Source organism: Pseudomonas sp. AC242 (genome assembly GCF_979258655.1).
Window position 1 is genome coordinate 1325687 of the sequence record NZ_OZ409873.1, and the last position, 21045, is coordinate 1346731.

At 58.4% G+C, this 21045-nt stretch carries 20 protein-coding genes and 1 pseudogene; 4 read left to right on the forward strand and 17 right to left on the reverse strand.

The features are described 5' to 3' along the window. Window positions 1–18 precede the first annotated feature (18 nt). From ACZZ0A_RS06010 to ACZZ0A_RS06025, 4 genes and pseudogenes are all read right to left on the reverse strand, one after another. Window positions 19–2469, reverse strand: coding sequence for a heavy metal translocating P-type ATPase (locus ACZZ0A_RS06010; RefSeq protein ID WP_463542642.1), 2451 nt, complete (start codon window positions 2467–2469; stop codon window positions 19–21). Window positions 2470–2834: 365 nt separating this feature from the next. After that, window positions 2835–3374: a FixH family protein gene (locus ACZZ0A_RS06015; RefSeq protein WP_007917181.1), complete on the reverse strand. Its 540-nt coding sequence runs from the start codon at window positions 3372–3374 to the stop codon at window positions 2835–2837. Window positions 3375–3385: 11 nt separating this feature from the next. After that, a pseudogene (gene ccoG, locus ACZZ0A_RS06020) lies at window positions 3386–4802 on the reverse strand (cytochrome c oxidase accessory protein CcoG). After that, a complete protein-coding gene (locus ACZZ0A_RS06025) occupies window positions 4802–5194 on the reverse strand; it encodes a hypothetical protein (protein ID WP_463542643.1) in 393 nt (130 codons plus the stop codon). Before ACZZ0A_RS06025 ends, ccoG begins: the two are co-directional and overlap by 1 nt. Window positions 5195–5343: 149 nt before the next feature. Here ACZZ0A_RS06025 and ACZZ0A_RS06030 point away from each other — a divergent pair, with 149 nt between their 5' ends. Next, window positions 5344–6348, forward strand: coding sequence for a metallophosphoesterase family protein (locus ACZZ0A_RS06030; RefSeq protein WP_463542644.1), 1005 nt, complete (start codon window positions 5344–5346; stop codon window positions 6346–6348). Between the two features lie 37 nt (window positions 6349–6385). Here ACZZ0A_RS06030 and ACZZ0A_RS06035 read toward each other — a convergent pair whose 3' ends face one another. The 10 genes from ACZZ0A_RS06035 to ccoN (ACZZ0A_RS06080) all read right to left on the reverse strand — a co-directional run bounded on the left by ACZZ0A_RS06035 (window position 6386) and on the right by ccoN (ACZZ0A_RS06080) (window position 14490). Then, the gene (locus tag ACZZ0A_RS06035) at window positions 6386–6805 is read right to left on the reverse strand and encodes a type II toxin-antitoxin system VapC family toxin (protein ID WP_007917175.1); all 420 of its coding nucleotides are present in this window, start codon (window positions 6803–6805) and stop codon (window positions 6386–6388) included. Continuing rightward, window positions 6805–7059: a type II toxin-antitoxin system Phd/YefM family antitoxin gene (locus tag ACZZ0A_RS06040; protein WP_042705038.1), complete on the reverse strand. Its 255-nt coding sequence runs from the start codon at window positions 7057–7059 to the stop codon at window positions 6805–6807. The genes ACZZ0A_RS06035 and ACZZ0A_RS06040 overlap by 1 nt, the downstream gene beginning before the upstream one ends. A 530-nt stretch (window positions 7060–7589) precedes the next feature. Next, window positions 7590–8573: a cytochrome-c oxidase, cbb3-type subunit III gene (ccoP, locus tag ACZZ0A_RS06045; RefSeq protein WP_007917163.1), complete on the reverse strand. Its 984-nt coding sequence runs from the start codon at window positions 8571–8573 to the stop codon at window positions 7590–7592. Continuing rightward, window positions 8570–8755, reverse strand: a complete 186-nt coding sequence (locus ACZZ0A_RS06050; RefSeq protein WP_003175465.1) for a CcoQ/FixQ family Cbb3-type cytochrome c oxidase assembly chaperone — start codon at window positions 8753–8755, stop codon at window positions 8570–8572. The genes ccoP (ACZZ0A_RS06045) and ACZZ0A_RS06050 overlap by 4 nt, the downstream gene beginning before the upstream one ends. A gap of 5 nt (window positions 8756–8760) precedes the next feature. Beyond that, window positions 8761–9369, reverse strand: a complete 609-nt coding sequence (ccoO, locus tag ACZZ0A_RS06055) for a cytochrome-c oxidase, cbb3-type subunit II (RefSeq protein ID WP_007917161.1) — start codon at window positions 9367–9369, stop codon at window positions 8761–8763. Beyond that, a complete protein-coding gene (ccoN, locus tag ACZZ0A_RS06060) occupies window positions 9369–10811 on the reverse strand; it encodes a cytochrome-c oxidase, cbb3-type subunit I (RefSeq protein ID WP_007917159.1) in 1443 nt (480 codons plus the stop codon). The genes ccoO (ACZZ0A_RS06055) and ccoN (ACZZ0A_RS06060) overlap by 1 nt, the downstream gene beginning before the upstream one ends. Window positions 10812–11293: 482 nt before the next feature. After that, window positions 11294–12247 carry a cytochrome-c oxidase, cbb3-type subunit III gene (gene ccoP / locus ACZZ0A_RS06065; protein ID WP_007917157.1) on the reverse strand — a complete coding sequence of 318 codons (954 nt, stop codon included), beginning with the start codon at window positions 12245–12247 and terminating at the stop codon, window positions 11294–11296. Beyond that, window positions 12244–12441, reverse strand: coding sequence for a cbb3-type cytochrome oxidase subunit 3 (locus tag ACZZ0A_RS06070; protein WP_007917155.1), 198 nt, complete (start codon window positions 12439–12441; stop codon window positions 12244–12246). The genes ccoP (ACZZ0A_RS06065) and ACZZ0A_RS06070 overlap by 4 nt, the downstream gene beginning before the upstream one ends. A gap of 5 nt (window positions 12442–12446) precedes the next feature. Continuing rightward, window positions 12447–13055 carry a cytochrome-c oxidase, cbb3-type subunit II gene (gene ccoO / locus ACZZ0A_RS06075; protein WP_003223389.1) on the reverse strand — a complete coding sequence of 203 codons (609 nt, stop codon included), beginning with the start codon at window positions 13053–13055 and terminating at the stop codon, window positions 12447–12449. 10 nt (window positions 13056–13065) lie between these two features. Next, entirely contained in the window at window positions 13066–14490 is a 1425-nt protein-coding gene (gene ccoN, locus ACZZ0A_RS06080; protein WP_008082029.1) for a cytochrome-c oxidase, cbb3-type subunit I, read from the reverse strand. A 95-nt stretch (window positions 14491–14585) separates the two neighbouring features. Here ccoN (ACZZ0A_RS06080) and ACZZ0A_RS06085 point away from each other — a divergent pair, with 95 nt between their 5' ends. From ACZZ0A_RS06085 to ACZZ0A_RS06095, 3 genes are all read left to right on the forward strand, one after another. Beyond that, window positions 14586–15266 (forward strand): alpha/beta family hydrolase, encoded by a 681-nt coding sequence (locus ACZZ0A_RS06085; protein WP_463542645.1) that lies wholly within the window; start codon window positions 14586–14588, stop codon window positions 15264–15266. Between the two features lie 1061 nt (window positions 15267–16327). Next, window positions 16328–16693, forward strand: coding sequence for a DUF6124 family protein (locus ACZZ0A_RS06090; protein WP_463542646.1), 366 nt, complete (start codon window positions 16328–16330; stop codon window positions 16691–16693). A 605-nt stretch (window positions 16694–17298) separates the two neighbouring features. Then, window positions 17299–17664, forward strand: a complete 366-nt coding sequence (locus tag ACZZ0A_RS06095; protein WP_463542647.1) for a DUF6124 family protein — start codon at window positions 17299–17301, stop codon at window positions 17662–17664. A 177-nt stretch (window positions 17665–17841) separates the two neighbouring features. On the opposite strand, the gene ACZZ0A_RS06100 is transcribed toward ACZZ0A_RS06095, so the two are convergent. The 3 genes from ACZZ0A_RS06100 to ACZZ0A_RS06110 all read right to left on the reverse strand — a co-directional run bounded on the left by ACZZ0A_RS06100 (window position 17842) and on the right by ACZZ0A_RS06110 (window position 21031). Then, window positions 17842–18366 carry a hypothetical protein gene (locus ACZZ0A_RS06100; protein ID WP_463542648.1) on the reverse strand — a complete coding sequence of 175 codons (525 nt, stop codon included), beginning with the start codon at window positions 18364–18366 and terminating at the stop codon, window positions 17842–17844. A 205-nt stretch (window positions 18367–18571) separates the two neighbouring features. Continuing rightward, on the reverse strand, window positions 18572–20137 hold the full coding sequence (locus tag ACZZ0A_RS06105; RefSeq protein WP_007917140.1) for a methyl-accepting chemotaxis protein: 1566 nt from the start codon (window positions 20135–20137) through the stop codon (window positions 18572–18574). A gap of 102 nt (window positions 20138–20239) precedes the next feature. Then, on the reverse strand, window positions 20240–21031 hold the full coding sequence (locus ACZZ0A_RS06110; RefSeq protein WP_007917138.1) for a CPBP family intramembrane glutamic endopeptidase: 792 nt from the start codon (window positions 21029–21031) through the stop codon (window positions 20240–20242). Window positions 21032–21045: the final 14 nt, after the last annotated feature.

Below are 21045 nucleotides of genomic sequence, written 5' to 3' on the forward strand. Positions count from 1 at the left end.
TCCAGGCGCCCGCGCGGCTCAGGCCGGCAGCGGGCGGGTGTGCGATCGGGTGCTGGCGGGCGGCGGACTCGGCAAGCGAGTCAGGCGCAGCGCGTTGAGCACCACGGTCAACGAACTGATCGACATGCCGACGGCGGCCCACACCGGCGTGATCCAGCCGAGGGCGGCGAACGGCAACATGAGGCCATTGTACAGCGCCGCCCACAGCAGGTTCTCGATGATTACCCGACGGGTGCGGCGCGCGAGGGTGAACGCCTGCACCAAGGCGTCGAGGCGGTTGGACAGCAGCACCGCATCAGCACTGGTTTTCGCCAGATCGGTGGCCGAACCCATGGCGACACTGATGTCGGCCGCCGCGAGCACCGGCACATCATTTACGCCGTCGCCAAGCATCAGCACTTTGCGACCTTCCTTGTGCAACTGCTGTAGGACTTGCAGTTTGTCGTCCGGGCGCAAGCCGCCACGGGCTTCGTCGATACCGAGTTCAGCGGCAACGCTGGCGACCATCGGCGAGCTGTCGCCGGACAATAGCAATGTGCGCCAGCCGCGTGCCTTGCAGGCGGCGAGCAGGGCAGGGGCATCGTCGCGCAGGCGATCATCGAGGACGAACCAGGCCAGTGGCCCCTGAGTGTCGGCAAGCAGCAGCCACTGGCCCGCCTCGTCCGGCATCGACGGTGTTGCAGCGCCGCTGAGGGCGCAGACAAACTCCGCCTGGCCGATGCGCAAACGCTGCCCACCCACCAGACCTTCGAGGCCAAGCCCCGGCGTGCTGTGGACGTCTTCGGCGGCCAGCGGCGCACGGCCGAAAGCGCGGGCGATCGGGTGCTCCGAACGGTTTTCCAAAGCGGCGGCGAGGCTCAGACATTGATCACTGTCGAGCGCCGCAAGTGGGCGAATCGAACGCAGCACCAGTCGCCCTTCGGTGAGGGTGCCGGTTTTGTCGAAGATCACTGTGTCGATCTGATTCAGGCCTTCCAGCACATGGCCGCGAGTCAGCAGCAACCCAAGTTTGTGCAAGGTGCCGGTGGCGGCCGTGAGCGCGGTCGGCGTCGCTAGCGACAGGGCGCACGGGCAGGTGGCGACGAGCATGGCCAGGACAATCCAGAACGCCCGAGATGAATCCAGCTCCCACCAGAGCAGGCCAATGGCGGCTGCGGCGATCAGTGATAGCAGCAGGAACCATTGCGCGGCGCGGTCGGCGATTTCCGCCAGTCGCGGTTTCTCTGCCTGGGCGCGGTCGAGCAGACGGACAATGGCCGACAGGCGCGTGTCTTGGCCCAGCGCCTGCACTTCCACGGTCAGCGCGCCTTCAACGTTGAGCGTGCCGGCAGTGACCGCATCGCCCGGTACGCGCGGTTGCGGCAGGTATTCGCCGGTGAGCAGCGATTCGTCGATGCTCGACTGGCCGTCGATGATTTTGCCATCCGCCGGCAGAATCGAGCCGGCCTGCACCAGAATCCGCTCGCCGAGGCGTAGCTCGCTGAGCAGGATGCGTTCGCTCTGGCCGTTTTTGTCCAGCCGCAGACACGAGGCAGGCAATAGATTCACAAGTTGCGCCGTCGCGGCGGCGGTGCGCTCGCGGGCACGACGTTCCAGATAGCGCCCGGCGAGCAGGAACAGTGCAAACATGCCGACCGCATCGAAATACAACTCGCCGACCCCGGTGATCGAGGTCCAGATCCCGGCGATGTAGGCACTGCCGATCGCCAGCGACACCGAAACATCCATGGTCAGGTGGCGCGTGCGCAGATCGCGCATTGCGCCTTTGAAGAACGGCGCGCAGCTGTAGAAGACGATCGGCGTGGTCAGGAACAGTGCGACCCAGCGCAGAATCGTATGCAGCTCGGGGCTGAGGTCGATGTTGAATTCCGGCCAGGTTGCCATGGTCGCCATCATCGCCTGAAACCACAGCAGCCCGGCGACGCCGAGCTGGCGCAGGGCGAGGCGGTTTTCGCTGGCCAGTTGTTCGCTGGCGCGATCGGCCTGATACGGGTGGGCGGCGTAACCGATGTGGCGCAGTTCGGCGAGCACTTGGCTCAGCGGCAATTGCGCATCGGCCCAGCGTACGTGCAAACGATGGTTGGACAGGTTCAGTCGCGCTTCGGCCACGGCAGGCAGCGTGCGCAGGTGTTTTTCGATCAGCCAGCCGCAGGCGGCGCAACTGATGCCTTCCATCAACAGGGTAGTTTCGGCCAGTTCGCCTTCGTGGCGGACGAAGGGTTGCTGGACATCGGCGCGGTCGTACAGCGCCAGTTCGTCGGTCAGTTGCACCGGCAATGCTTCGGGGTTGGCCGAGGCTTCGCTGCGGTGTTGGTAATAGCTTTCCAGACCACCGGCGACGATCGCTTCAGCCACGGCCTGACAACCCGGGCAGCAGAATTCGCGGGATTGCCCGAGTACAACAGCGGTGAAGCGGCTGCCGGACGGAACGGGCAGGGCGCAGTGGTAGCAGGGGAGTGGGGTGGTCATGGCATCGTTGAGGGGTTAAGCCCTTGCATTAGGGTTGTCCGCTTGCCCTCACCCCAGCCCTCTCCCGGAGGGAGAGGGAGCCGATCAGTGTGAGCCTGGATTTTCACTGTCATACACAAAACGTGCAAACGCTCGAGATCAGTTCCCTCTCCCGGAGGGAGAAGGAGCCGATCGGTGTGAGCCTGGATTTTCACTGTCATACACTAAACGTGCAAACGCTCAAGATCAGTTCCCTCTCCTGGAGGGAGAAGGAGCCGATCGGTGTGAGCCTGGATTTTCACTGTCATACACAAAACGTGCAAACGCTCGAGATCAGTTCCCTCTCCTGGGGGAGAGGGCTAGGGTGAGGGGGCTTTTGAAGTTGTTTACTTCTTCAAGTCTTCGGCACCTTGCAGCGGCTCATCACCGAGCAACAGATCCTTGTCATGGCTCACCAGCTCTTCCTCGAACATGCGCCACACGTGATCATCCTGACTGCCGAGCAATTCGACAAACCGGCGACCTTCGACCTTGTCACCCAATTGACCGATGTAACGCCCGGTTTCAGTTTCGCTGCGGGTCAACACGATCTTGCGATCCTTCTCCGGCTGAGTTGGTGAGATCAGATTCAGTTCCAGAGTCTTCGGCTGACTGTCACCGCTCAAGCGCAAATCGACTTCACCGGTCACGCCATCCAGATGCACCGCCGCACGCATCTTCAGAGTCTGCGCCAACAGTTCACGGTCCAGCGAACGGTTGATGCCTTTGCCGGCCTCGTAATAGTTGTCGTTGACGAGGTTGTCCGGGTTGTTCACCGCGATGGTCACCATGGACAGGGTCAGAGTCACCGAACAGGCCAGAATCCCGATGATGATCCATGGCCAAAGGTGCTTGTACCAGGGACTTGCGGCGTTTGCTGCGGGCATGTTCAGTTCTCTCAACGGATTTGTGGGCCGATGAATCGGCTCTTGGCTTCAACGTGGACGCTGTCGTCATCGGCATCCTTGAGGAGGAATTTCACCTCGTTGGTGCTTGACGGCAGTTGTTCCGGTGCGCTCGACAACTCGACCGGCATGCTGACGATATCGCCGGCCGCGACCTTGATCTCGCGCTTGCCTTGCAGGCGCAGATCCGGCAAGTCCGCTGGCTTCCAGCACGTAGGTGTGGTCGCGCTGATCCTTGTTCATGATCTTCAGGCTGTAGACGTTTTCGATCCGGCCTTCAGCGTTTTCGCGGTACAGCACGCGGTCCTTGCTGACGTCAAAACCGACCAGCGAACGCATGAAGAACGCGGTGACCAACAGGCTGATCATCGCCAGCAGCACCACGGCGTAGCCGATCAGGCGTGGCCGCAGTTTATGGGTTTTCTGCCCGGACAGGTTGTGTTCGGTGGTGTAGCTGATCAACCCGCGCGGGTAGTCCATTTTGTCCATGATGCTGTCGCAGGCATCGATACACGCGGCGCAGCCGATGCACTCGATTTGCAGACCATCGCGGATGTCGATACCGGTCGGGCAGACCTGCACACACATGGTGCAGTCGATGCAGTCACCGAGACCTTGGGCCTTGTAATCGATGCCTTTTTTGCGCGGGCCACGGCTTTCGCCGCGACGCGGGTCGTACGAAACAATCAGCGTGTCCTTGTCGAACATCACGCTCTGGAAACGCGCATACGGACACATGTAGATGCACACCTGCTCGCGCAACCAGCCGGCGTTGCCGTAGGTGGCGAGGGTGAAGAAACCGACCCAGAAATACGACCAGCCATCAGCTTGGCCGGTGAAGAACTCGAAGACCAGTTCGCGGATTGGCGAGAAGTAGCCGACGAAGGTCATGCCGGTGACAAAACCGATCAGCAGCCACATCGAGTGTTTCGCGGCTTTGCGCAGCAACTTGTTGGCGCTCATCGGCGCCTTGTCGAGCTTGATGCGCTGGTTGCGGTCGCCTTCGGTGACCTTCTCGCACCACATGAAAATCCACGTCCACACGCTTTGTGGACAGGTGTAACCGCACCAGACGCGCCCGGCATACACGGTGATGAAGAACAGACCGAACGCGGCAATGATCAACAGGCCTGAGAGCAGGATGAAGTCCTGCGGCCAGAAGGTGGCGCCAAAAATGAAGAACTTGCGCTCCGGCAGATTCCACCACACGGCCTGATGGCCGCCCCAGTTCAGCCAAACCGTGCCGAAATACAGCAGGAACAAGGCGGCACCGCCCATCATCCGCAGATTGCGGAACAGGCCGGTGAAGGCACGGGTGTAGATTTTTTCTCTTGAGGCGTAAAGGTCAACGCTGTTGTTCGCGTTTTTGCTTGGTGGTGTGACGTCGTGTACCGGAATCTGATTGCTCATCATTGCATCCCACGGCAGTGGAAAAATGCCTCGGTCGATACGTGCGAACCAAGGTCAAAAAGGGGTGTTGCAGTGGCGCAATGATACGCCGGTCGCTCTGGGTCAAGGGTGCGACCTTTGGTCGCGTTGGGTAAAAAACCTGAATGGTGTAGCGAATGCAGCAAAGCCTGATGCAGGTCAATTGACTTGTTGAGTATGGACGGTTTTGGCGCAGCGGCTAATCCATTGTTGTTCAGGGCGGATCGGTTCGATGCGATTGCCACTGCAAGCCGTGAAAAAAACCGGACCGACTTGAGGGCGGCGAGCATGGACGATGTCATCTTCAGGTTATCAATTGCACAAGATTCCGAATGAATAGTTAAAGGCGCAACGTTGAACATTGCTTTTTGCATCAGGCATTGTTGTAGGTTTTTTTTGTGTCGGAAACATATCTACTTGATTGTTGTGGCTTGGTGCTTTGAGGTTTTCTTTTTTCTAATAAGTTCTGTTGTCGCGAAAACGTGTTCGCGTGTATTTGATTAATTTAAATGGAATTATAAGTATGGCTTTCAATAAGTTTACAAGCATAGTGCTGGGGGTTTGTTTATGGGCTTCGGTCGTCTCCGCTCAGGCTGTGACTGGAACCCCGAAACACATGGTGTTTGCCTCGGATACTCAATATCCCTGGACCGACAAGACAGATAACCGTGATCCCGAATCCGACTCGGAATTCGAAGTTCGCTCCAAGTGGCTGGTCGACAGTCAGCTTGCGAGTATTGCTGATTTCAGAAATCAGCATGGTTCGCAAGCCCAGGTGCCACTGATGATCAATGGTGATATAACCGCTTTCGGTCATGGCTGGCAGCGGTCTTTTATGAAAGATATGTTGAACAAGTACTTTAAGGGTGAGTACTTGTATGGCTTGGGTAATCACGATTATGAAAACAATGTTGATGATTGTTTTAGCAATAGCTGTGCGGCGGGAAGTATCGTCGAATTCAAGGAGCATCATGAAGGCAAGGTGGACAGCTTTGATCTGAATATCACCAGTGGATTTCTCGGCAAGACGTATTCCGGCAGTCTTGCCTATTCTAAAAATATCGGCGAAGTTCATATGGTTCAGCTCAATAACGAGCCGACTTACACCACACGGATCGCTCATCCACTGAACCCGACGACGTTTGAAATCAACCATGCACTGGACTGGCTCGAGAAGGACCTGAGACTGGCCCGAGCCTCGGGGTACGCGATCATCATCAATATGCACAAGCCGCTGGACCACAAAGGGACCCAGGCCCAGCAGAAACGCTTTCACGACATGGTCAACAAATATCAAGTGACGGCGATCTTTGCTGGCCATTTGCATAAGGATGGCGGTGATGCCTATTGGGAGGGGAGCGTGCCCATGTACCTGAGCGGCAGTACGTCTCAGCAAACCTATCTGATTGCCAGTTTTACCGAGGACCGCAAGCAGTTGCAGGTCTATCTGGTGAGGAACAATCAGTGGCGCAATCGAACGCTGATCGATACCACGGCGGTGCATTCAATCTTTGCCAACCGTCCATGATCAAAGCCCCGCCAGTGATCTGGCGGGGCTTTCGGATTCAGGGATTGGCAGAGGTCCATGGATTGATCAGATGCACGCCGCTGAGTTGAAAATCGGCAACATTACGGGTGACCAACGTCAGCCCATGTACAAGCGCGGTGGCGGCGATCAAGGCGTCGCATTCATTGCTGCGATCAGGCACATGCAACTGTGCGCATCGGGTAGCGACGGCGCTATCGACCGAGAGGATTCTTCCCGAAAATGCGGGTTTGACGTGACGCTCGAGCCAGTGACGCAGCCTTGCTCCTTGTGGCGGGTCACGGCGTTCGATGCGCAGAATGCCGGTTTCCAGTTCCAGCACGGTAATTGCCGATAGATACAGGCTGGCCGGAGCGACGCTGTTTGCCCATGTCACCACGTGCTGGTCGGCTTGGGGTTTTCGCAGCTCGGAAACGACATTGGTATCGAGTAGGAACATCAGGACAGATCCACGCTACGAGGAGTGATGACGGCGCGCTCGGTTTCGAATTCGATGTCAGACGCATTCGGCATGACCAGCAGATCGACGATGCTCGCCTGGCTACCGGTCAGCTTCTGGTACTCCTCAATGCTCAGTAGTACATGGGCAGGCTTGCCACGATCGGTAATGATGACCGGACCCTGATGCGCGGCTTTTTTCGCAGCGCTGGTGTCCTGATTGAATTCGCGGCTGGAAATGGTCGTGATGGCCATCATTTTTGGCCTCCAGTGATTCGGGTGTAGAAACGTTACTACCTTGAAGTTTGTGCTGCAATCGAAAAGGCGGGTTGCGGACGATCGGTTTATCACTGTCATAACGGCACCGGCGAAAGCGCCCCTGCCAGAAGGCAGGGGCGCTGGGTATTGGGCAAATTTTCGCTGTGTTTTGCTGCTCCGCGTCAGGGCAATCGCCCGCCGCCGAGACCGTCCAGACCGCCGCCGTTACCTGGATGGTCCATGGTGTCTGGCGATGTTGAGCGTGCGGGCGCAGCAGGCGTTTTTACCGGTGTTGCGTGATGATCAGGGCAGGGCTGCAAACGTTTTGGCAATGTGTTTTCGTCATTTTTTGACATGTAGGCTTCATCCTTGAAGGTTGACCCGATGCTGCTCATCGGGGTGATAAAAACCTACAGGGCACCTTTCCTCAGGTCTATCGAGCAAACGTTTCAAGTCATGAATGCCAGCATGAAAAAAGGCCCCGCCAATCAAGATTGGCGGGGCCTTTTCTGTTTCAAGCGATGGCCTTACTCGGCGTTCGCTTCCGGTGCTTTTTCACCGTGGGACAGGCTGTAAACATACGCCGCCAGCAGGTGCACCTTATCGTTGCCTTGCAGTTGTTCCTGCGCAGGCATCTGACCCTGACGGCCGTAACGAATGGTCTGCTGCAGTTGCGCGAAGCTCGAACCGTAGATGAACGCACCCGGGTGGGTCAGGTCAGGCGCGCCCATGGCGGGAGTGCCTTTGCCGGCCGGACCGTGGCAGGCCACGCAGTTGGCGGCGAACAGTTTGCCGCCATTGGCCGGATCAGCCTTGGTGCCTTCCGGCAGTTTGCGCCCATCCAGATTGGTCACGACAAACGCTGCCACGTCGGCAACGCCTTGCTCACCAATGACTTCCGCCCAGGCCGGCATCACCGCGTGACGACCGCCCATGATGGTGGTCTTGATGGTTTCCGGCTCGCCGCCCCAGCGCCAGTCGGCGTCGGTCAGGTTAGGAAAACCGTAGGCACCCTTGGCGTCGGAACCGTGGCACACCGAGCAGTTGGAGGCGAACAGACGGCCGCCCATCTTCAGTGCTTGCGGATCCTTGGCGACTTCTTCGATTGGCATGGCAGCGAATTTGGCGAAGATCGGACCGAACTTGGCGTCCGAGCGAGCCATTTCCTTTTCCCACTCGTGCACGCCGGTCCAGCCGGTCTGGCCGTTGGCGAACGCAGTCTGCTTGTCGTTATCGAGGTAGTTATAGCCCGGCAGCAGGCCTTTCCAGTTGCCCAAACCCGGGTACAGCACCAGGTAACCCAGGGCAAAAATGATGGTGCCGACAAACAGCATGAACCACCATTTCGGCAGTGGGTTGTCGTACTCCTCGATTCCGTCGAAGGAATGCCCGACCGTCTCGTCCGTCTGCTCGCTGCGCTGGCCCTTGCGGGTCGACAGCAGCAGCCAGGTCAGGGCGAAGATCGTACCGAGACTGAGGACTGTGACGTACAGACTCCAGAATGTAGTCATTCTTTGTTACTCCTAGAAGCTTGCTCGACGTGCTTGATGGCTTCGGGATCATCCGCGAAAGGCAGCAAGGTCGCGTCTTCAAACTCCGACTTGCGCTTGGGGCTGAACACCCACAGCGCCAGACCGATGAAGGCCACCATCACAACAACGGTGCCCAGGCCACGAATCATCCCGATATCCATCTGATTCACCGTTTGCTTTTGATGATGGTGCCCAGGCCTTGCAGATAGGCCACCAGCGCGTCCATTTCGGTTTTGCCCTTCACGGCATCCTGTGCACCGGCGATGTCTTCGTCGGTGTAAGGGACGCCGAGGGTGCGCAAAACCTCCATTTTCTTGGCGGTTTCCTTGCCGTCGAGCTTGTTTTCCACGAGGAACGGGTAAGCCGGCATTTTCGACTCAGGCACCACGTTGCGCGGGTTGTACAAGTGCGCACGTTGCCAGTCATCGGAGTAACGACCACCGACGCGAGCCAGATCCGGACCGGTACGTTTGGAACCCCACAGGAACGGGTGATCCCAGACGCTTTCACCGGCGACCGAGTAGTGGCCATAGCGTTCGGTTTCGGCGCGGAACGGTCGGATCATCTGCGAGTGGCAGCCGACACAACCGTTGGCGATGTAAACGTCGCGGCCTTCCAGTTCCAGCGCCGAACGCGGCTTCATGCCTTCGACCGGCTTGTTGGTGACGTCCTGGAAAAACAGCGGAACGATTTGGGTCAGGCCGCCAACGCTGACGGCGATGACCATGAAGAAGGCCAGCAGGCCAATATTCTTCTCGACAGCTTCATGCTTCATCAGTGAGCTCCAACGACAGCGATCTGGGCAGCGGCTTCGGCTTCAGCCGGGTTCGAGGCGCGCACGGTGCGCCAGACGTTGTAAGCCATCAGGAACATGCCGCTGGCGAAGAATGCACCGCCCAGCGCACGGACGATGTAGCCCGGGTGGCTGGCTTGCAGCGCTTCAACGAACGAGTAGGTGAGGGTGCCGTCGTCGTTGATTGCACGCCACATCAGGCCCTGAGTGATGCCGTTGACCCACATCGACGCGATGTACAGCACGGTGCCGATGGTCGCGAGCCAGAAGTGCGCGTTGATCAGGCCAACACTGTGCATCTGCGCACGGCCGAACAGACGCGGGATCATGTGGTAGATCGCGCCGATCGAGATCATCGCCACCCAGCCCAGAGCGCCGGCGTGTACGTGGCCGATGGTCCAGTCGGTGTAGTGCGAGAGCGAGTTGACGGTCTTGATCGCCATCATCGGACCTTCGAAGGTCGACATGCCGTAGAACGCCAGCGAGACCACAAGGAAGCGCAGGATCGGGTCGGTGCGCAGCTTATGCCAGGCGCCCGACAGGGTCATCATGCCGTTGATCATGCCGCCCCAGCTTGGCGCCAGGAGGATGATCGACATCGCCATGCCCAGCGATTGTGCCCAATCCGGCAGGGCGGTGTAGTGCAAGTGGTGCGGGCCGGCCCAGATGTACAGGGTGATCAGTGCCCAGAAGTGCACGATCGACAAGCGATAGGAGTAGATCGGACGTTCGGCCTGTTTCGGCACGAAGTAGTACATCATCCCGAGGAAACCGGTGGTGAGGAAGAAGCCTACGGCGTTGTGGCCGTACCACCACTGGATCATCGCATCGGTCGCGCCCGAGTAGGCGGAGTAGGACTTGAACAGGTTCACCGGTAGCGACATGTGGTTGACGATGTGCAGCATCGCCGTGACCACGATGAACGCACCGTAGAACCAGTTACCCACGTAGATGTGCTTGGTTTTGCGCTTGGTGATGGTGCCGAAGAACACCAGACCGTAGGTGACCCAGACAATGGCCAGCAAAATGGCGATCGGCCATTCCAGTTCCGCGTATTCCTTGGTGGTGGTGTAACCCAGCGGCAAGGTAATGATTGCGCCGACGATTACCGCTTGCCAGCCCCAGAAGGTGAAGGCGGCGAGGCTGTCGGAAATCAGTCGCGTCTGGCAGGTTCGCTGCACGACATAGTAGGAAGTGGCAAACAGTGCACAACCACCGAAGGCGAAAATCACCAGGTTTGTGTGCAACGGGCGCAGGCGTCCAAAGCTCGTCCACGGCAGACCGAAGTTCAACTCCGGCCAAACCAGTTGCGAGGCGATGAAGACACCGAGCCCCATGCCAAGGATCCCCCAGACCACCGTCATGATGGCGAACTGGCGGACTACCTTATAGTTATAAGCAGTCGGACTGATTGCTGTGCTCATTCTAAGGTTCCACGGTTTGGGTGTTTTATTAGGATTAAAATCGGCCGCAAGTATGCAGAGAGCAGGGGGTCATTGCAACGCGCCATGACCTGGGTCAATGCTTTCCAACGCTGATTCTGCGGCCTTTCCATGCGCCGCGTAAGGACAAAATCAGCCTCGGACAAAATGTCGCAGCGGACGAAAAAAGCGAGGGGTTCAGGTCGCTTGTAACGGGGTGTGTTCAAACGCTCGGTTCGGGTGACGGACGGTGAATGGCACGACAGCCGGTATCTACCGGCGTTTGCGGCCACATCAGTCAGCCGGTTCGCGGAACACAGCAGTCAGCGTTGACCTGGAACCGGCACAAGCCAGTCCGCATCGAGCAAGCGTAGACCCGAATCAGAGGAACCGAAAGGAGAGGGTGTGAAGGGGTGCGACAATGCGTCGCAAAGGGGCTGGATGCTGCCGCACCGAGAATGGTGCGGCAGAGGTGTACGCAATGATTACTTCTTGTTGTCTTCAGTAATCAGTTTTTCTGTATTCAATCCGTGCGAAAGGCTGTACACATAAGCGGCCAGCAATTGCACTTTATCGTTACCCAGCAGTTCGTTCTGCGCCGGCATATGACCCTGACGACCATGGCGAATGGTCTGCTCGAGTTGGGTCAGGCTGGTGCCGTAGATAAACCCGGCCGGGTGCGTCAGATTCGGCGCACCCATGGCTTCAGTGCCGTGGCCGGTTGCCCCATGACAGGCTACGCAAGTGGTGCTGAACGCTTGCTGTCCGGCTTGCAGGTCGGCCTTGCTGTCGGCGGGCAATGGCAGACCGGCCAGCTCGTGACGCACATAAGCGGCCACGTTCTTCACCCCGGCCTCGCCGAGCACTTCGCCCCAGGCCGGCATCGCCGCCATCCGGCCACCCATGATGGTGGTCTTGATGGTCTCGGCTTCGCCACCCCAGCGCCAGTTGCTGTCGGCGAGGTTAGGGAAACCGAACGCACCTTTGGCGTCGGAGCCGTGGCATACCGAGCAGTTGGAGGCGAACAAGCGGCCACCCATTTTCAGCGCTTGTGGATCCTTCGCCACTTCTTCCACCGGCATGGCGGCAAACTTGGCGAAGATCGGCCCGAACTTGGCATCGGCTTTGTTCATCTCCTTTTCCCACTCGTGCACGCCGGTCCAGCCATCCTCGTAACCCGGCAGGATGCCTTTCCAGTTGCCCAGACCCGGATAGAGGATCAGATAGCCCACGGAAAACACCAGCGTGCCGGCGAATAGCATGAACCACCACTGCGGCAGCGGGTTGTCGTATTCCTCGATGCCGTCGAAGCTGTGGCCCATGGTCTGGTCGACGCTGCCCTTGGTTTCGCCCCGGCGGGTGCCGATCAGCAGCCACGTCAGGCCGATCAGGCTGCCGATGGTCAGTACGCAGATCCACGTACTCCAGAAGGTGGTCATGGCCGGGTACTCCTTGTTTCAGATGCTTGGTTTTGTTCGGGCTGTGGCTCGTCGGCAAACGGCAGCAGACGTGCTTCGGCGAATTCCGGCGTGCGCTTGCGGTTGAACACCCAAAGCGTCAAACCGACGAAGGCGACGAACACCACGACCGTGCCGAGGCCGCGAATCAGACCTGCACTCATTTCAATGATCATCGTGCTCACCTCTTGCTCTTGATCGCAGTGCCGAGCACTTGCAGGTAGGAGACGAGGGCGTCCATTTCGGTCTTGCCCTTGAGGCTGGCCACCGCGCCGCTGATGTCGTCGTCGGTGTACGGCACGCCGAGGGTGCGCATGGTCTTGAGCTTGGTTTCGGTGTGGCTGCTGTCGACCGCTTGCGTAACCAGCCATGGGTAGGCCGGCATTTTCGATTCCGGTACGACGTTGCGCGGGTTGTACAAGTGCGCGCGGTGCCAGTCATCCGAGTAGCGTGCGCCGACCCGGGCCAGGTCCGGACCGGTTCGTTTCGAACCCCACAGGAACGGGTGATCCCAGACGCTTTCGCCCGCAACCGAGTAGTGCCCGTAGCGCTCGGTTTCGGCGCGGAACGGGCGGATCATCTGCGAGTGGCAACCGACGCAGCCTTCGCGGATGTAGATGTCGCGGCCTTCCAGTTGCAGCGCGGTGTAGGGCTTCATGCCTTCCACCGGTTTGTTGGTAACGTCCTGGAAGAACAGCGGGACGATCTGGGTCAGGCCGCCGATGCTCACGGCGAACACCATGAGCAACATCAACAGGCCGACGTTCTTTTCAATCGTTTCGTGTTTCATGGCGGACTCCTCAGGCCATCTGCGCGGCAGCAACGACGTCAGCAGGCTGCGAGGCCCGCACGGTGCGCCAGGTGTTGTAAGCCATCAGGAACATGCCGCTGAGGAAGATCGCCCCGCCAATCAGCCGCACGACGAAGCCTGGATGGCTGGCCACCAGGGTTTCGACGAAGGAGTAGGTCAGCGTGCCGTCCTCGTTCACTGCGCGCCACATCAGGCCTTGGGCGATGCCGTTGACCCACATCGAGGCGATGTAGAGCACGGTGCCGATGGTCGCGAGCCAGAAGTGCGCGTTGATCAGGCCGACGCTGTGCATCTGCGCTTTGCCGAAGATTTTCGGGATCATGTGGTACAGCGCGCCGATGGAAATCATCGCCACCCAACCGAGGGCGCCGGCGTGTACGTGGCCGATGGTCCAGTCGGTGTAGTGGGAGAGGGCGTTGACGGTCTTGATCGCCATCATCGGACCTTCGAAGGTCGACATGCCGTAGAACGCCAGCGAGACCACGAGGAAACGCAGGATCGGGTCGCTGCGCAACTTATGCCAGGCGCCCGACAGGGTCATCATGCCGTTGATCATGCCGCCCCAGCTCGGTGCCAGCAGGATCAGCGACATCACCATGCCCAGCGACTGTGCCCAGTCCGGCAGCGCGGTGTAGTGCAAGTGGTGCGGGCCGGCCCAGATGTACAGGGTGATAAGGGCCCAGAAGTGCACGATCGACAGGCGATACGAATACACCGGGCGCTCGGCCTGTTTCGGCACAAAGTAGTACATCATCCCGAGGAAACCGGCGGTGAGGAAAAAGCCTACGGCGTTGTGGCCGTACCACCATTGCACCATCGCGTCGGTTGCACCGGCGTACACCGAGTACGACTTGGTGAAACTCACCGGCAACTCAAGGTTGTTGACGATGTGCAGAATCGCCACGGTGATGATGAACGCGCCGAAGAACCAGTTGCCCACATAAATGTGCTTGGTCTTGCGCTGCATGATCGTGCCGAAGAACACGATGGCGTAGGCGACCCAGACGATGGTGATCAGGATGTCGATCGGCCATTCCAGCTCAGCGTATTCCTTGGAACTGGTGTAACCCAGTGGCAGGCTGATCGCCGCCAGCAGGATCACCAACTGCCAGCCCCAGAAGCAGAACGCGGCGATTTTTGGTGCAAACAACTGGGTCTGGCAGGTGCGTTGCACCGAGTAGAACGAACTGGCGAACAGCGCACAGCCACCGAACGCGAAGATCACCGCGTTGGTGTGCAGCGGGCGCAGACGGCCGAAACTGGTCCAGGGCAAATTGAAGTTGAGTTCGGGCCAGACCAATTGGGCCGCGAGAAAAACCCCGAGGCCCATGCCGACGATGCCCCACACCACCGTCATAATGGCGAATTGGCGGACCACCTTGTAGTTGTAGGCGGTACTGATAGAAGTGTTCATGGTTCCCCATCCACGGTTCAGCCGAAGTGAGCGCGCGCGCAACACGCGGCGAATCCTTCGTCTGGAGTTATAGGCAGACTAAAAGCGAGGCAAGCATGGACAAACAGCACAAGGCCAGTATTGACGGGGATCAATGGGCGCAGTGCGTGCGTGATCATGGGTGGCTTTGGGATGCCGCCAATGGTGAAGTTTCTGCGACGTTGATCCTGGCGCATGGGGCGGGGGCGCCGATGGACAGTGACTGGATGAATGATATGGCTGGGCGCCTTGCCGGGCTTGGGGTGAATGTGTTGCGGTTTGAGTTTGCGTATATGGCGCAGCGGCGGGTGGATGGGGTGAAGCGGCCGCCGAATCCTGCTGCGAAACTGCAGGAATGTTGGCGTGAGGTGTATGCCGAGGTGCGGCGTCATGTCGCTGGGGTTTTGGCCATTGGCGGGAAGTCGATGGGTGGGCGGATGGCGAGTCTGCTTGCTGATGAGTTGGGGGCTGATGCGCTGGTGTGTCTGGGATATCCGTTTTATGCAGTGGGGAAGCCGGAGAAGCCTCGGGTTGAGCATTTGGCTTCTTTGCAGACGCGGACTTTGATTGTGCAGGGTGAGCGGGATGCGCTGGGTAATCGTGAGGCTGTCGAGGCTTACACCTTGTCACCGAGTATTGAGGTGGCGTGGTTAGCTGCCGGCGATCATGATCTCAAGCCATTAAAGGTTTCCGGGTTTACCCATGAACAGCATTTGGCCAGCGCTGCGCAGAAAATAGCCGAGTTTCTCAGCAACTGACCGAGCTGGGTTGAGATTTTGAACTGCATGAAGATCTGCTCCCTTTCCCCCTCGCCCCCATGGGGGAGAGGGCTGGGGTGAGGGGGATCGATTTCAGATGCGACACGGTTTTTCGTTTTGGGTACATATCCGTTGCTGCGGTAAAGGCCGCTCAGGGTTCCGCCCTTACGGCGGGTCACCTTTTCCAAACGCCGAAAAGGTAACCCAAAAGGCTTGCTCCTACGTACGGCCCGCTCGCTAAAGCTCGGGGTTCCTTCGCTCCGGGATCGATCCGGGCGCAGCGCCTACGGTTTGCTTCGCTGCACCTCCTCTCGCTGTGTTTGGCTTCGCCAAACGGTCGCTGCGCTCCCACCCCCGGATCAATCCCTCCACTCAGCCTTCCGACGTCGCCCGTGGATCAAGATCAAAAGCAGGCGAGCTGACACTCGGCCTATTGAGTGGTGAAAAGCGGGTGTTCGGCTTTGGTTTTGTGGTGCTCTTGCCCCTCATCGGAACGCCGCCCGCCCAGCCCTCTCCCGAGGGAGAGGGAGCCGATGGTGGGCCTCTCAAAATTTGCGTTCAACTCGGACTTTCACGTCGGCGTAACTCTACCAAACACCTCGATCAGTCCCCTCTCCCTCTGGGAGAGGGCTAGGGTGAGGGGCTATTTCGCTGATACGATCAAGAACTGGTAGCGCTCACTACCCAGCATTTCCTGTGCGTAAACATGATTCCGCGAGCGCGTTTAAAGTACACGAGCCGTTACGCCATCGGGCCTACAACACCTTGCGCCGTTACCTACGCGTACGCCAGAATCCGCCGGCTTACACGACCATAGCGCGGGCTATATCGTTTGCCTGCCACTGCCCATCAGTGGTCGGGTTTAGTAGCTCGTATGGTTTTAGTAAGTGCATAGGTCCCATAAAGTCAGGCGCATCTGCCTGTACTCAATGGTGGCTGTGCTCAGGGCGCTTTCGAGCGCGCCGGTCTTGCTAATTCCTCCGGTCTACTAACCTGCGCACAGCCGCCACCCTTCTTTTAGTAGAGAACGGTCGCGGCCCTTGATCAGGAATTAGATATTTATGTTCAAAGCCACGCCAAACCCTCCGGGCATCGACCCAACCCCTCACGACCCAGCGCTTGAGTCTCAAAAGACAAAAGAAGCGACGGATCGCGCCCTCGACTACTACCTCCGACCCGAAGCCCTGGGTGCTCCAGCAAGCTCGCCCAAGTTTCGCCCCGTCTATCTCGTCGACCCCACGCTGGATGACGAAACCCTCCTGGTCGAGGCTAGCGAGTCGCTTTCATACGCCCACGCCATGGCCGGCAACATCGCCAACTCGATAGGCGGCCCGGAGCGCAAACCGTTGCTGGCGCTGCAACAGGTGATCATGCTCAACGAACTGTTGGTCAATCGACTGCTGGATAAGCTGAAGTTGCCTCAGTAATTTCGCTGGCTCTTATGGCCGCATCGCGAGCAGGCTCACTCCTACAGGGGATTGTTGTCGGGCACATATCTGTGACCACCGCATATCCAATGTAGGAGCGAGCCTGCTCGCGATGACGGCCTGACGACTAACCAACCTCTCACTGATGCACCCGGTCCAAATGTGGGAGCGAGCTTGCTCGCGAAAGCGGCATCACAGAAAACATTAAAATCACAGCCCGACTTCGCGCTTTTTCTGCCCGCAAACGCAATCCTGTAAGCACGTTTAAATCACACAATCCGTTACGCCATCGGGCCTACAACACCTTGCGCCGTTACCTACGCGTACGCCAGAATCCGCCGGCTTACGCGGCTATGGGCCGGGCTATATCGTTTGCCTGTCACTGCAAATCAGTGATCGGGTTTGGTAGCCCGTCTGTAATAGCCGTGTGGCAACACCCTGTTCTGTCTCTTTGTAGAGGCCCAGTTCAATGGTGGTCATGCGTGGGGCTCACTCGTGAGCGCCGGGTTCCTATTGCAGCCGGTCTACCAACCCGCGTACGGCCACCACCCACTCGTTTGGTAGCGAGGGTGATGGTTCCTTAAACTGCGATAGGAGTTTCATCCATGTTCAAAATCACGCCCAACCCTCCAGCCACTGATCCAATCCCCCACGACCCAGCGCTCAGCCCGCAAAAGATCAAAGAAGCAACCGACCGCGCCCTCGACTACTACCTCCGACCCGAAGCCCTGGGTGCTCCACCAAGCTCGCCCAAGTTTCGCCCCGTCTATCTCGTCGACCCCACGCTGGATGACGAAACCCTCCTGGTCGAGGCTAGCGAGTCGCTTTCATACGCCCACGCCATGGCCGGCAACATCGCCAACTCAATCGGCGGCCCGGAGCGCAAACCGTTGCTGGCGCTACAACAGGTGATCATGCTCATCGAGCTGTTGGTCAATCGGCTGCTGGATAAGCTGAAGTTGCCTCAATAATTTAACTGGCTGTTATGGCCGCATCGCGAGCAGGCTCACTCCTACAGGGGATTGTTGTCGGGCACATATCTGTGACCACCGCATATCCAATGTAGGAGCGAGCCTGCTCGCGAAAGCGGCATCACAGACAACACCAAAAAATCACAGGCCAACTTCCCGCTATTTCTTTGCGGTACATCAAACAGTATCCGGCAATGCCTCAAAATACTGTTTGGCTTTCAAGTCATCTCTTTTTAAATTGAAAGTACCTTTGGGTCTTATTTGTTCGAGCGTGTCGTCGGGTTTTGTTTTTGTAAATGTCGCTTCGAATTCACCTTCAACAGTCCCTTGTACAGGATCAAGCTTAATGCTCAATATCGCATCACCCGCTGGGATAACTCGCCAGCCTTTCAGTCCGCCCTTATTGATTGAATGTCTGTGGTCACAGTACAAGCCCGTTGCAAGTGTATAAGTGTCTTTCAGTATGTCTTCGTTGATATACGGCACTGCGAGCATAAAACCAAAAAGATTCTCTGAGTCGACGGAGCCTACGGAGCCGTAAAATATCCATAAGTTGTTAGTTGTCGTGCTTGATTTATAGAATAATGTTCTTTGCGCTTCGGTGGATAAAGAATCGATCTGCCACTGAAATTCGTTGTCCTCTGTTTCGAAGTTATTTGTCTGAGGGGTGTTGTCTTCGTTATAAAAATCTCTGAAGTTCACGATGAAATCCTTCTGTCTCGTAGGGGGTATCCCGTCGATTGATCGAGCGGTATTTCATAGATATTCAGTTGTTAGAATGTTGTCTACTGTCAGAGTTGTCAGCTAGACAAAGTTCGCGGAATGTGCATTTTCGCCTTTTTCTTTTTTTCAGGTAATAAAAAACCGGAAGCTTTCGCTGTCCGGTTTTTTTATCCTGCTAGAACAATCAGCGGTTAAACCGCTCCACCAACGAGTATTGCGTGTTAGCCGTCTTCGTCAGTTCTTCACTCAGCAACGCCGAGTTATGCGCCTGCTCGGAAGTCTGATCCGCCAGCTCCGAAATATTGCTGATGTTGCGGCTGATCTCTTCAGCCACCGCACTTTGCTCTTCCGTCGCCGCAGCAATCTGCGTGGTCATGTCGGTGATGTTGGCCACCGCTTCACTGATCCCGACCAACGCCTGATCCGCTTCCAGCACTCGCGCCACACCTTCTTCAGCCTGACGATGCCCGGCTTCCATGGTTTGCACGGCACTCGAAGCCGTCTGCTGCAACTTGGCGATCAGGGCATGAATCTGCCCGGTCGATTCGCTGGTGCGTTGCGCCAGTTGACGCACTTCGTCAGCCACCACGGCAAAGCCACGGCCCATCTCACCGGCACGCGCGGCTTCGATCGCAGCGTTCAGTGCCAGTAGGTTGGTCTGGTCGGCGATGCCTTTGATCACATCGACCACGCCGCCGATTTCGTCGCTGTCCTTGGCCAGTTGGGTCACGGTCAGGCCGGTTTCCCCAACAACCACGGACAAGCGCTGAATGGCTTCGCGGGTTTCGCCGGCGATGTCACGACCGCGACCGGTCAGGCGATTGGCTTCTTGAGTCGCGTCAGCGGTGCGCTGCACGTGGCTCGCCACTTCCTGAGTGGTCGCGGCCATCTGGTTGACGGCGGTGGCGACTTGTTCAGTTTCCACGCGTTGACGTTCCAGGCCGGTCGAGCTGCTGTGTGCCAGTCGGTCGGATTGCTTGGCCTGATCGGTCAGGTGTTCGGCGGTGTCCTGCAGACGGGTCAGGCAGGTTTTCAGGCGCGCTTCCTGGCTGAGGATCGACATTTCCAGACGCGCCTGGGCGCCACGGCTGTCGGTGTACATCTGCGCGATCAGCGGGTCGGAGGTGGTCTGTTCGGCCAGACGTAGCAGGCGCTTGAGCCCGCGTTGCTGCCATTGCAGGCCCATCAGACCCAGCGGCACCGAAAGACCGGCGGCGAGGGCGAAGCCCCACTGCGAGTTCAGGGTCGCGCCGATCACGAAGCTCAGTTGGCTGACCAGAATGAACGGCAGCCAGTCTTGCAGCACCGGCAGCCATTTGTCGCTGGAAGGGATCGCCGACTTGCCTTGGTTGATGCGTTGGTAGAGCGCTTCGGCACGGCGGATCTGTTCGGCGGTGGGTTTGATCCGCACCGACTCGTAACCGACTACCTGATTGCCGTCGAACACCGGTGTTACATAGGCGTTAACCCAGTAATGGTCACCGGTCTTGCAGCGATTCTTGACAATGCCCATCCATGGCAAGCCTTGTTTCAGTGTGCCCCACATGTGCGAAAACACCGCCGCCGGGACGTCGGGGTGACGGACCAGGTTGTGCGGCGCACGGATCAGTTCTTCACGCGAAAACCCGCTGATCTCGACGAAGGCGTCGTTGCAGTAGGTGATCACGCCCTTGGCGTCGGTTGTGGAGATCAACCGCTGCTGAGCCGGGAAAGTCCGTTCGCGTTGTGTAATGGGCTGGTTGTTACGCATGGTTTTTCAATCCGCAAGGCTTTGAAAGGTTGTCGGCGGTGACAGCTTTTTATTGAAATTTTTTTTCAATAATCAGCACAGCGTCGCAAAACGGCGCTTGCTTCAGCCAGCGAGCATCGGATAGGTGAACAAACCGAAATGCAGCAGGTTCAGGCCGAAATGCGTGGCGATCGCCGCGCCGAGCCCGCCAAAACGGTAGGCCAGACCATAGCCGACACCCGCCAGACCCGCCAGCAACACCCACGTCCAGCCCGCGCCGGCATGCACCAGACCAAACAGCAGCGAGGCCAGCAGCAGGGCGAGGTTTTCACCGTACGGCAGGTGTTTGAAGCGCTGGCTGAGGCCGCCCTGTATATAGCCGCGAAACAGCGCTTCCTCGACCAAAGTCACCAGCAGCAGGTTGTTCAGCACCCACAGCCACGCCTGATCCGGCCACTTCGGCGCCCAGGCAATCACACCCAGCAACAGCGCACCGCCAAGGGCCAGAACTGCGCTCAGCGTCAGGGCGAGGGCGGTGGCGTACACGCTCAGGCGCAACGAACGTCGCCCGACAATCCACGGGCAGACCAGCAACAGCCAGAAGCCAATCAGTGGTTTGTCGAGATTCAGGTACATCGAAAACGGCACGGCGTTGTCGGTGAAGCGCTGCGGGTCAATGGCGCGACCGTTGGCGAAACCCGGCAGCCAATGCAGGGCCAGCGCCAAAGCCAGCACGATAAACAGGCCATGGCCGAGAAAACGTGCGACCGGCACCTGTTGTTGGCGCACGGCAAAGCCTGCGAATACCAGCAGCCCGACGGAAATCAACGCCAGCCAGCCAAGGTGACCGTAACTCAGCGCCCATCCGTAACCGAGGCTGAGAAGCGCCAGATAGAGCCATGGCAAAGCCTTCATCGAAAGTCCCTGTG

What these genes read in the sequence shown, in the direction of transcription:
- ACZZ0A_RS06095 (WP_463542647.1), top strand. Translation starts at nt 17,299, where the DNA reads ATGTTCAAAATCACGCCCAACCCTCCAGCCACTGATCCAATCCCCCAC.
- ACZZ0A_RS06070 (WP_007917155.1), bottom strand. Translation starts at nt 12,441, where the DNA reads ATGATCATTGAAATGAGTGCAGGTCTGATTCGCGGCCTCGGCACGGTC.
- ccoO (WP_003223389.1), bottom strand. Translation starts at nt 13,055, where the DNA reads ATGAAACACGAAACGATTGAAAAGAACGTCGGCCTGTTGATGTTGCTC.
- ccoP (WP_007917163.1), bottom strand. Translation starts at nt 8,573, where the DNA reads ATGACTACATTCTGGAGTCTGTACGTCACAGTCCTCAGTCTCGGTACG.
- ACZZ0A_RS06025 (WP_463542643.1), bottom strand. Translation starts at nt 5,194, where the DNA reads ATGCAAAAAGCAATGTTCAACGTTGCGCCTTTAACTATTCATTCGGAA.
- ACZZ0A_RS06040 (WP_042705038.1), bottom strand. Translation starts at nt 7,059, where the DNA reads ATGGCCATCACGACCATTTCCAGCCGCGAATTCAATCAGGACACCAGC.
- ACZZ0A_RS06030 (WP_463542644.1), top strand. Translation starts at nt 5,344, where the DNA reads ATGGCTTTCAATAAGTTTACAAGCATAGTGCTGGGGGTTTGTTTATGG.
- ACZZ0A_RS06090 (WP_463542646.1), top strand. Translation starts at nt 16,328, where the DNA reads ATGTTCAAAGCCACGCCAAACCCTCCGGGCATCGACCCAACCCCTCAC.
- ACZZ0A_RS06015 (WP_007917181.1), bottom strand. Translation starts at nt 3,374, where the DNA reads ATGCCCGCAGCAAACGCCGCAAGTCCCTGGTACAAGCACCTTTGGCCA.
- ACZZ0A_RS06085 (WP_463542645.1), top strand. Translation starts at nt 14,586, where the DNA reads ATGGACAAACAGCACAAGGCCAGTATTGACGGGGATCAATGGGCGCAG.
- ACZZ0A_RS06110 (WP_007917138.1), bottom strand. Translation starts at nt 21,031, where the DNA reads ATGAAGGCTTTGCCATGGCTCTATCTGGCGCTTCTCAGCCTCGGTTAC.
- ACZZ0A_RS06035 (WP_007917175.1), bottom strand. Translation starts at nt 6,805, where the DNA reads ATGTTCCTACTCGATACCAATGTCGTTTCCGAGCTGCGAAAACCCCAA.
- ACZZ0A_RS06050 (WP_003175465.1), bottom strand. Translation starts at nt 8,755, where the DNA reads ATGGATATCGGGATGATTCGTGGCCTGGGCACCGTTGTTGTGATGGTG.
- ccoN (WP_008082029.1), bottom strand. Translation starts at nt 14,490, where the DNA reads ATGAACACTTCTATCAGTACCGCCTACAACTACAAGGTGGTCCGCCAA.
- ccoN (WP_007917159.1), bottom strand. Translation starts at nt 10,811, where the DNA reads ATGAGCACAGCAATCAGTCCGACTGCTTATAACTATAAGGTAGTCCGC.
- ccoO (WP_007917161.1), bottom strand. Translation starts at nt 9,369, where the DNA reads ATGAAGCATGAAGCTGTCGAGAAGAATATTGGCCTGCTGGCCTTCTTC.
- ACZZ0A_RS06010 (WP_463542642.1), bottom strand. Translation starts at nt 2,469, where the DNA reads ATGACCACCCCACTCCCCTGCTACCACTGCGCCCTGCCCGTTCCGTCC.
- ccoP (WP_007917157.1), bottom strand. Translation starts at nt 12,247, where the DNA reads ATGACCACCTTCTGGAGTACGTGGATCTGCGTACTGACCATCGGCAGC.
- ACZZ0A_RS06105 (WP_007917140.1), bottom strand. Translation starts at nt 20,137, where the DNA reads ATGCGTAACAACCAGCCCATTACACAACGCGAACGGACTTTCCCGGCT.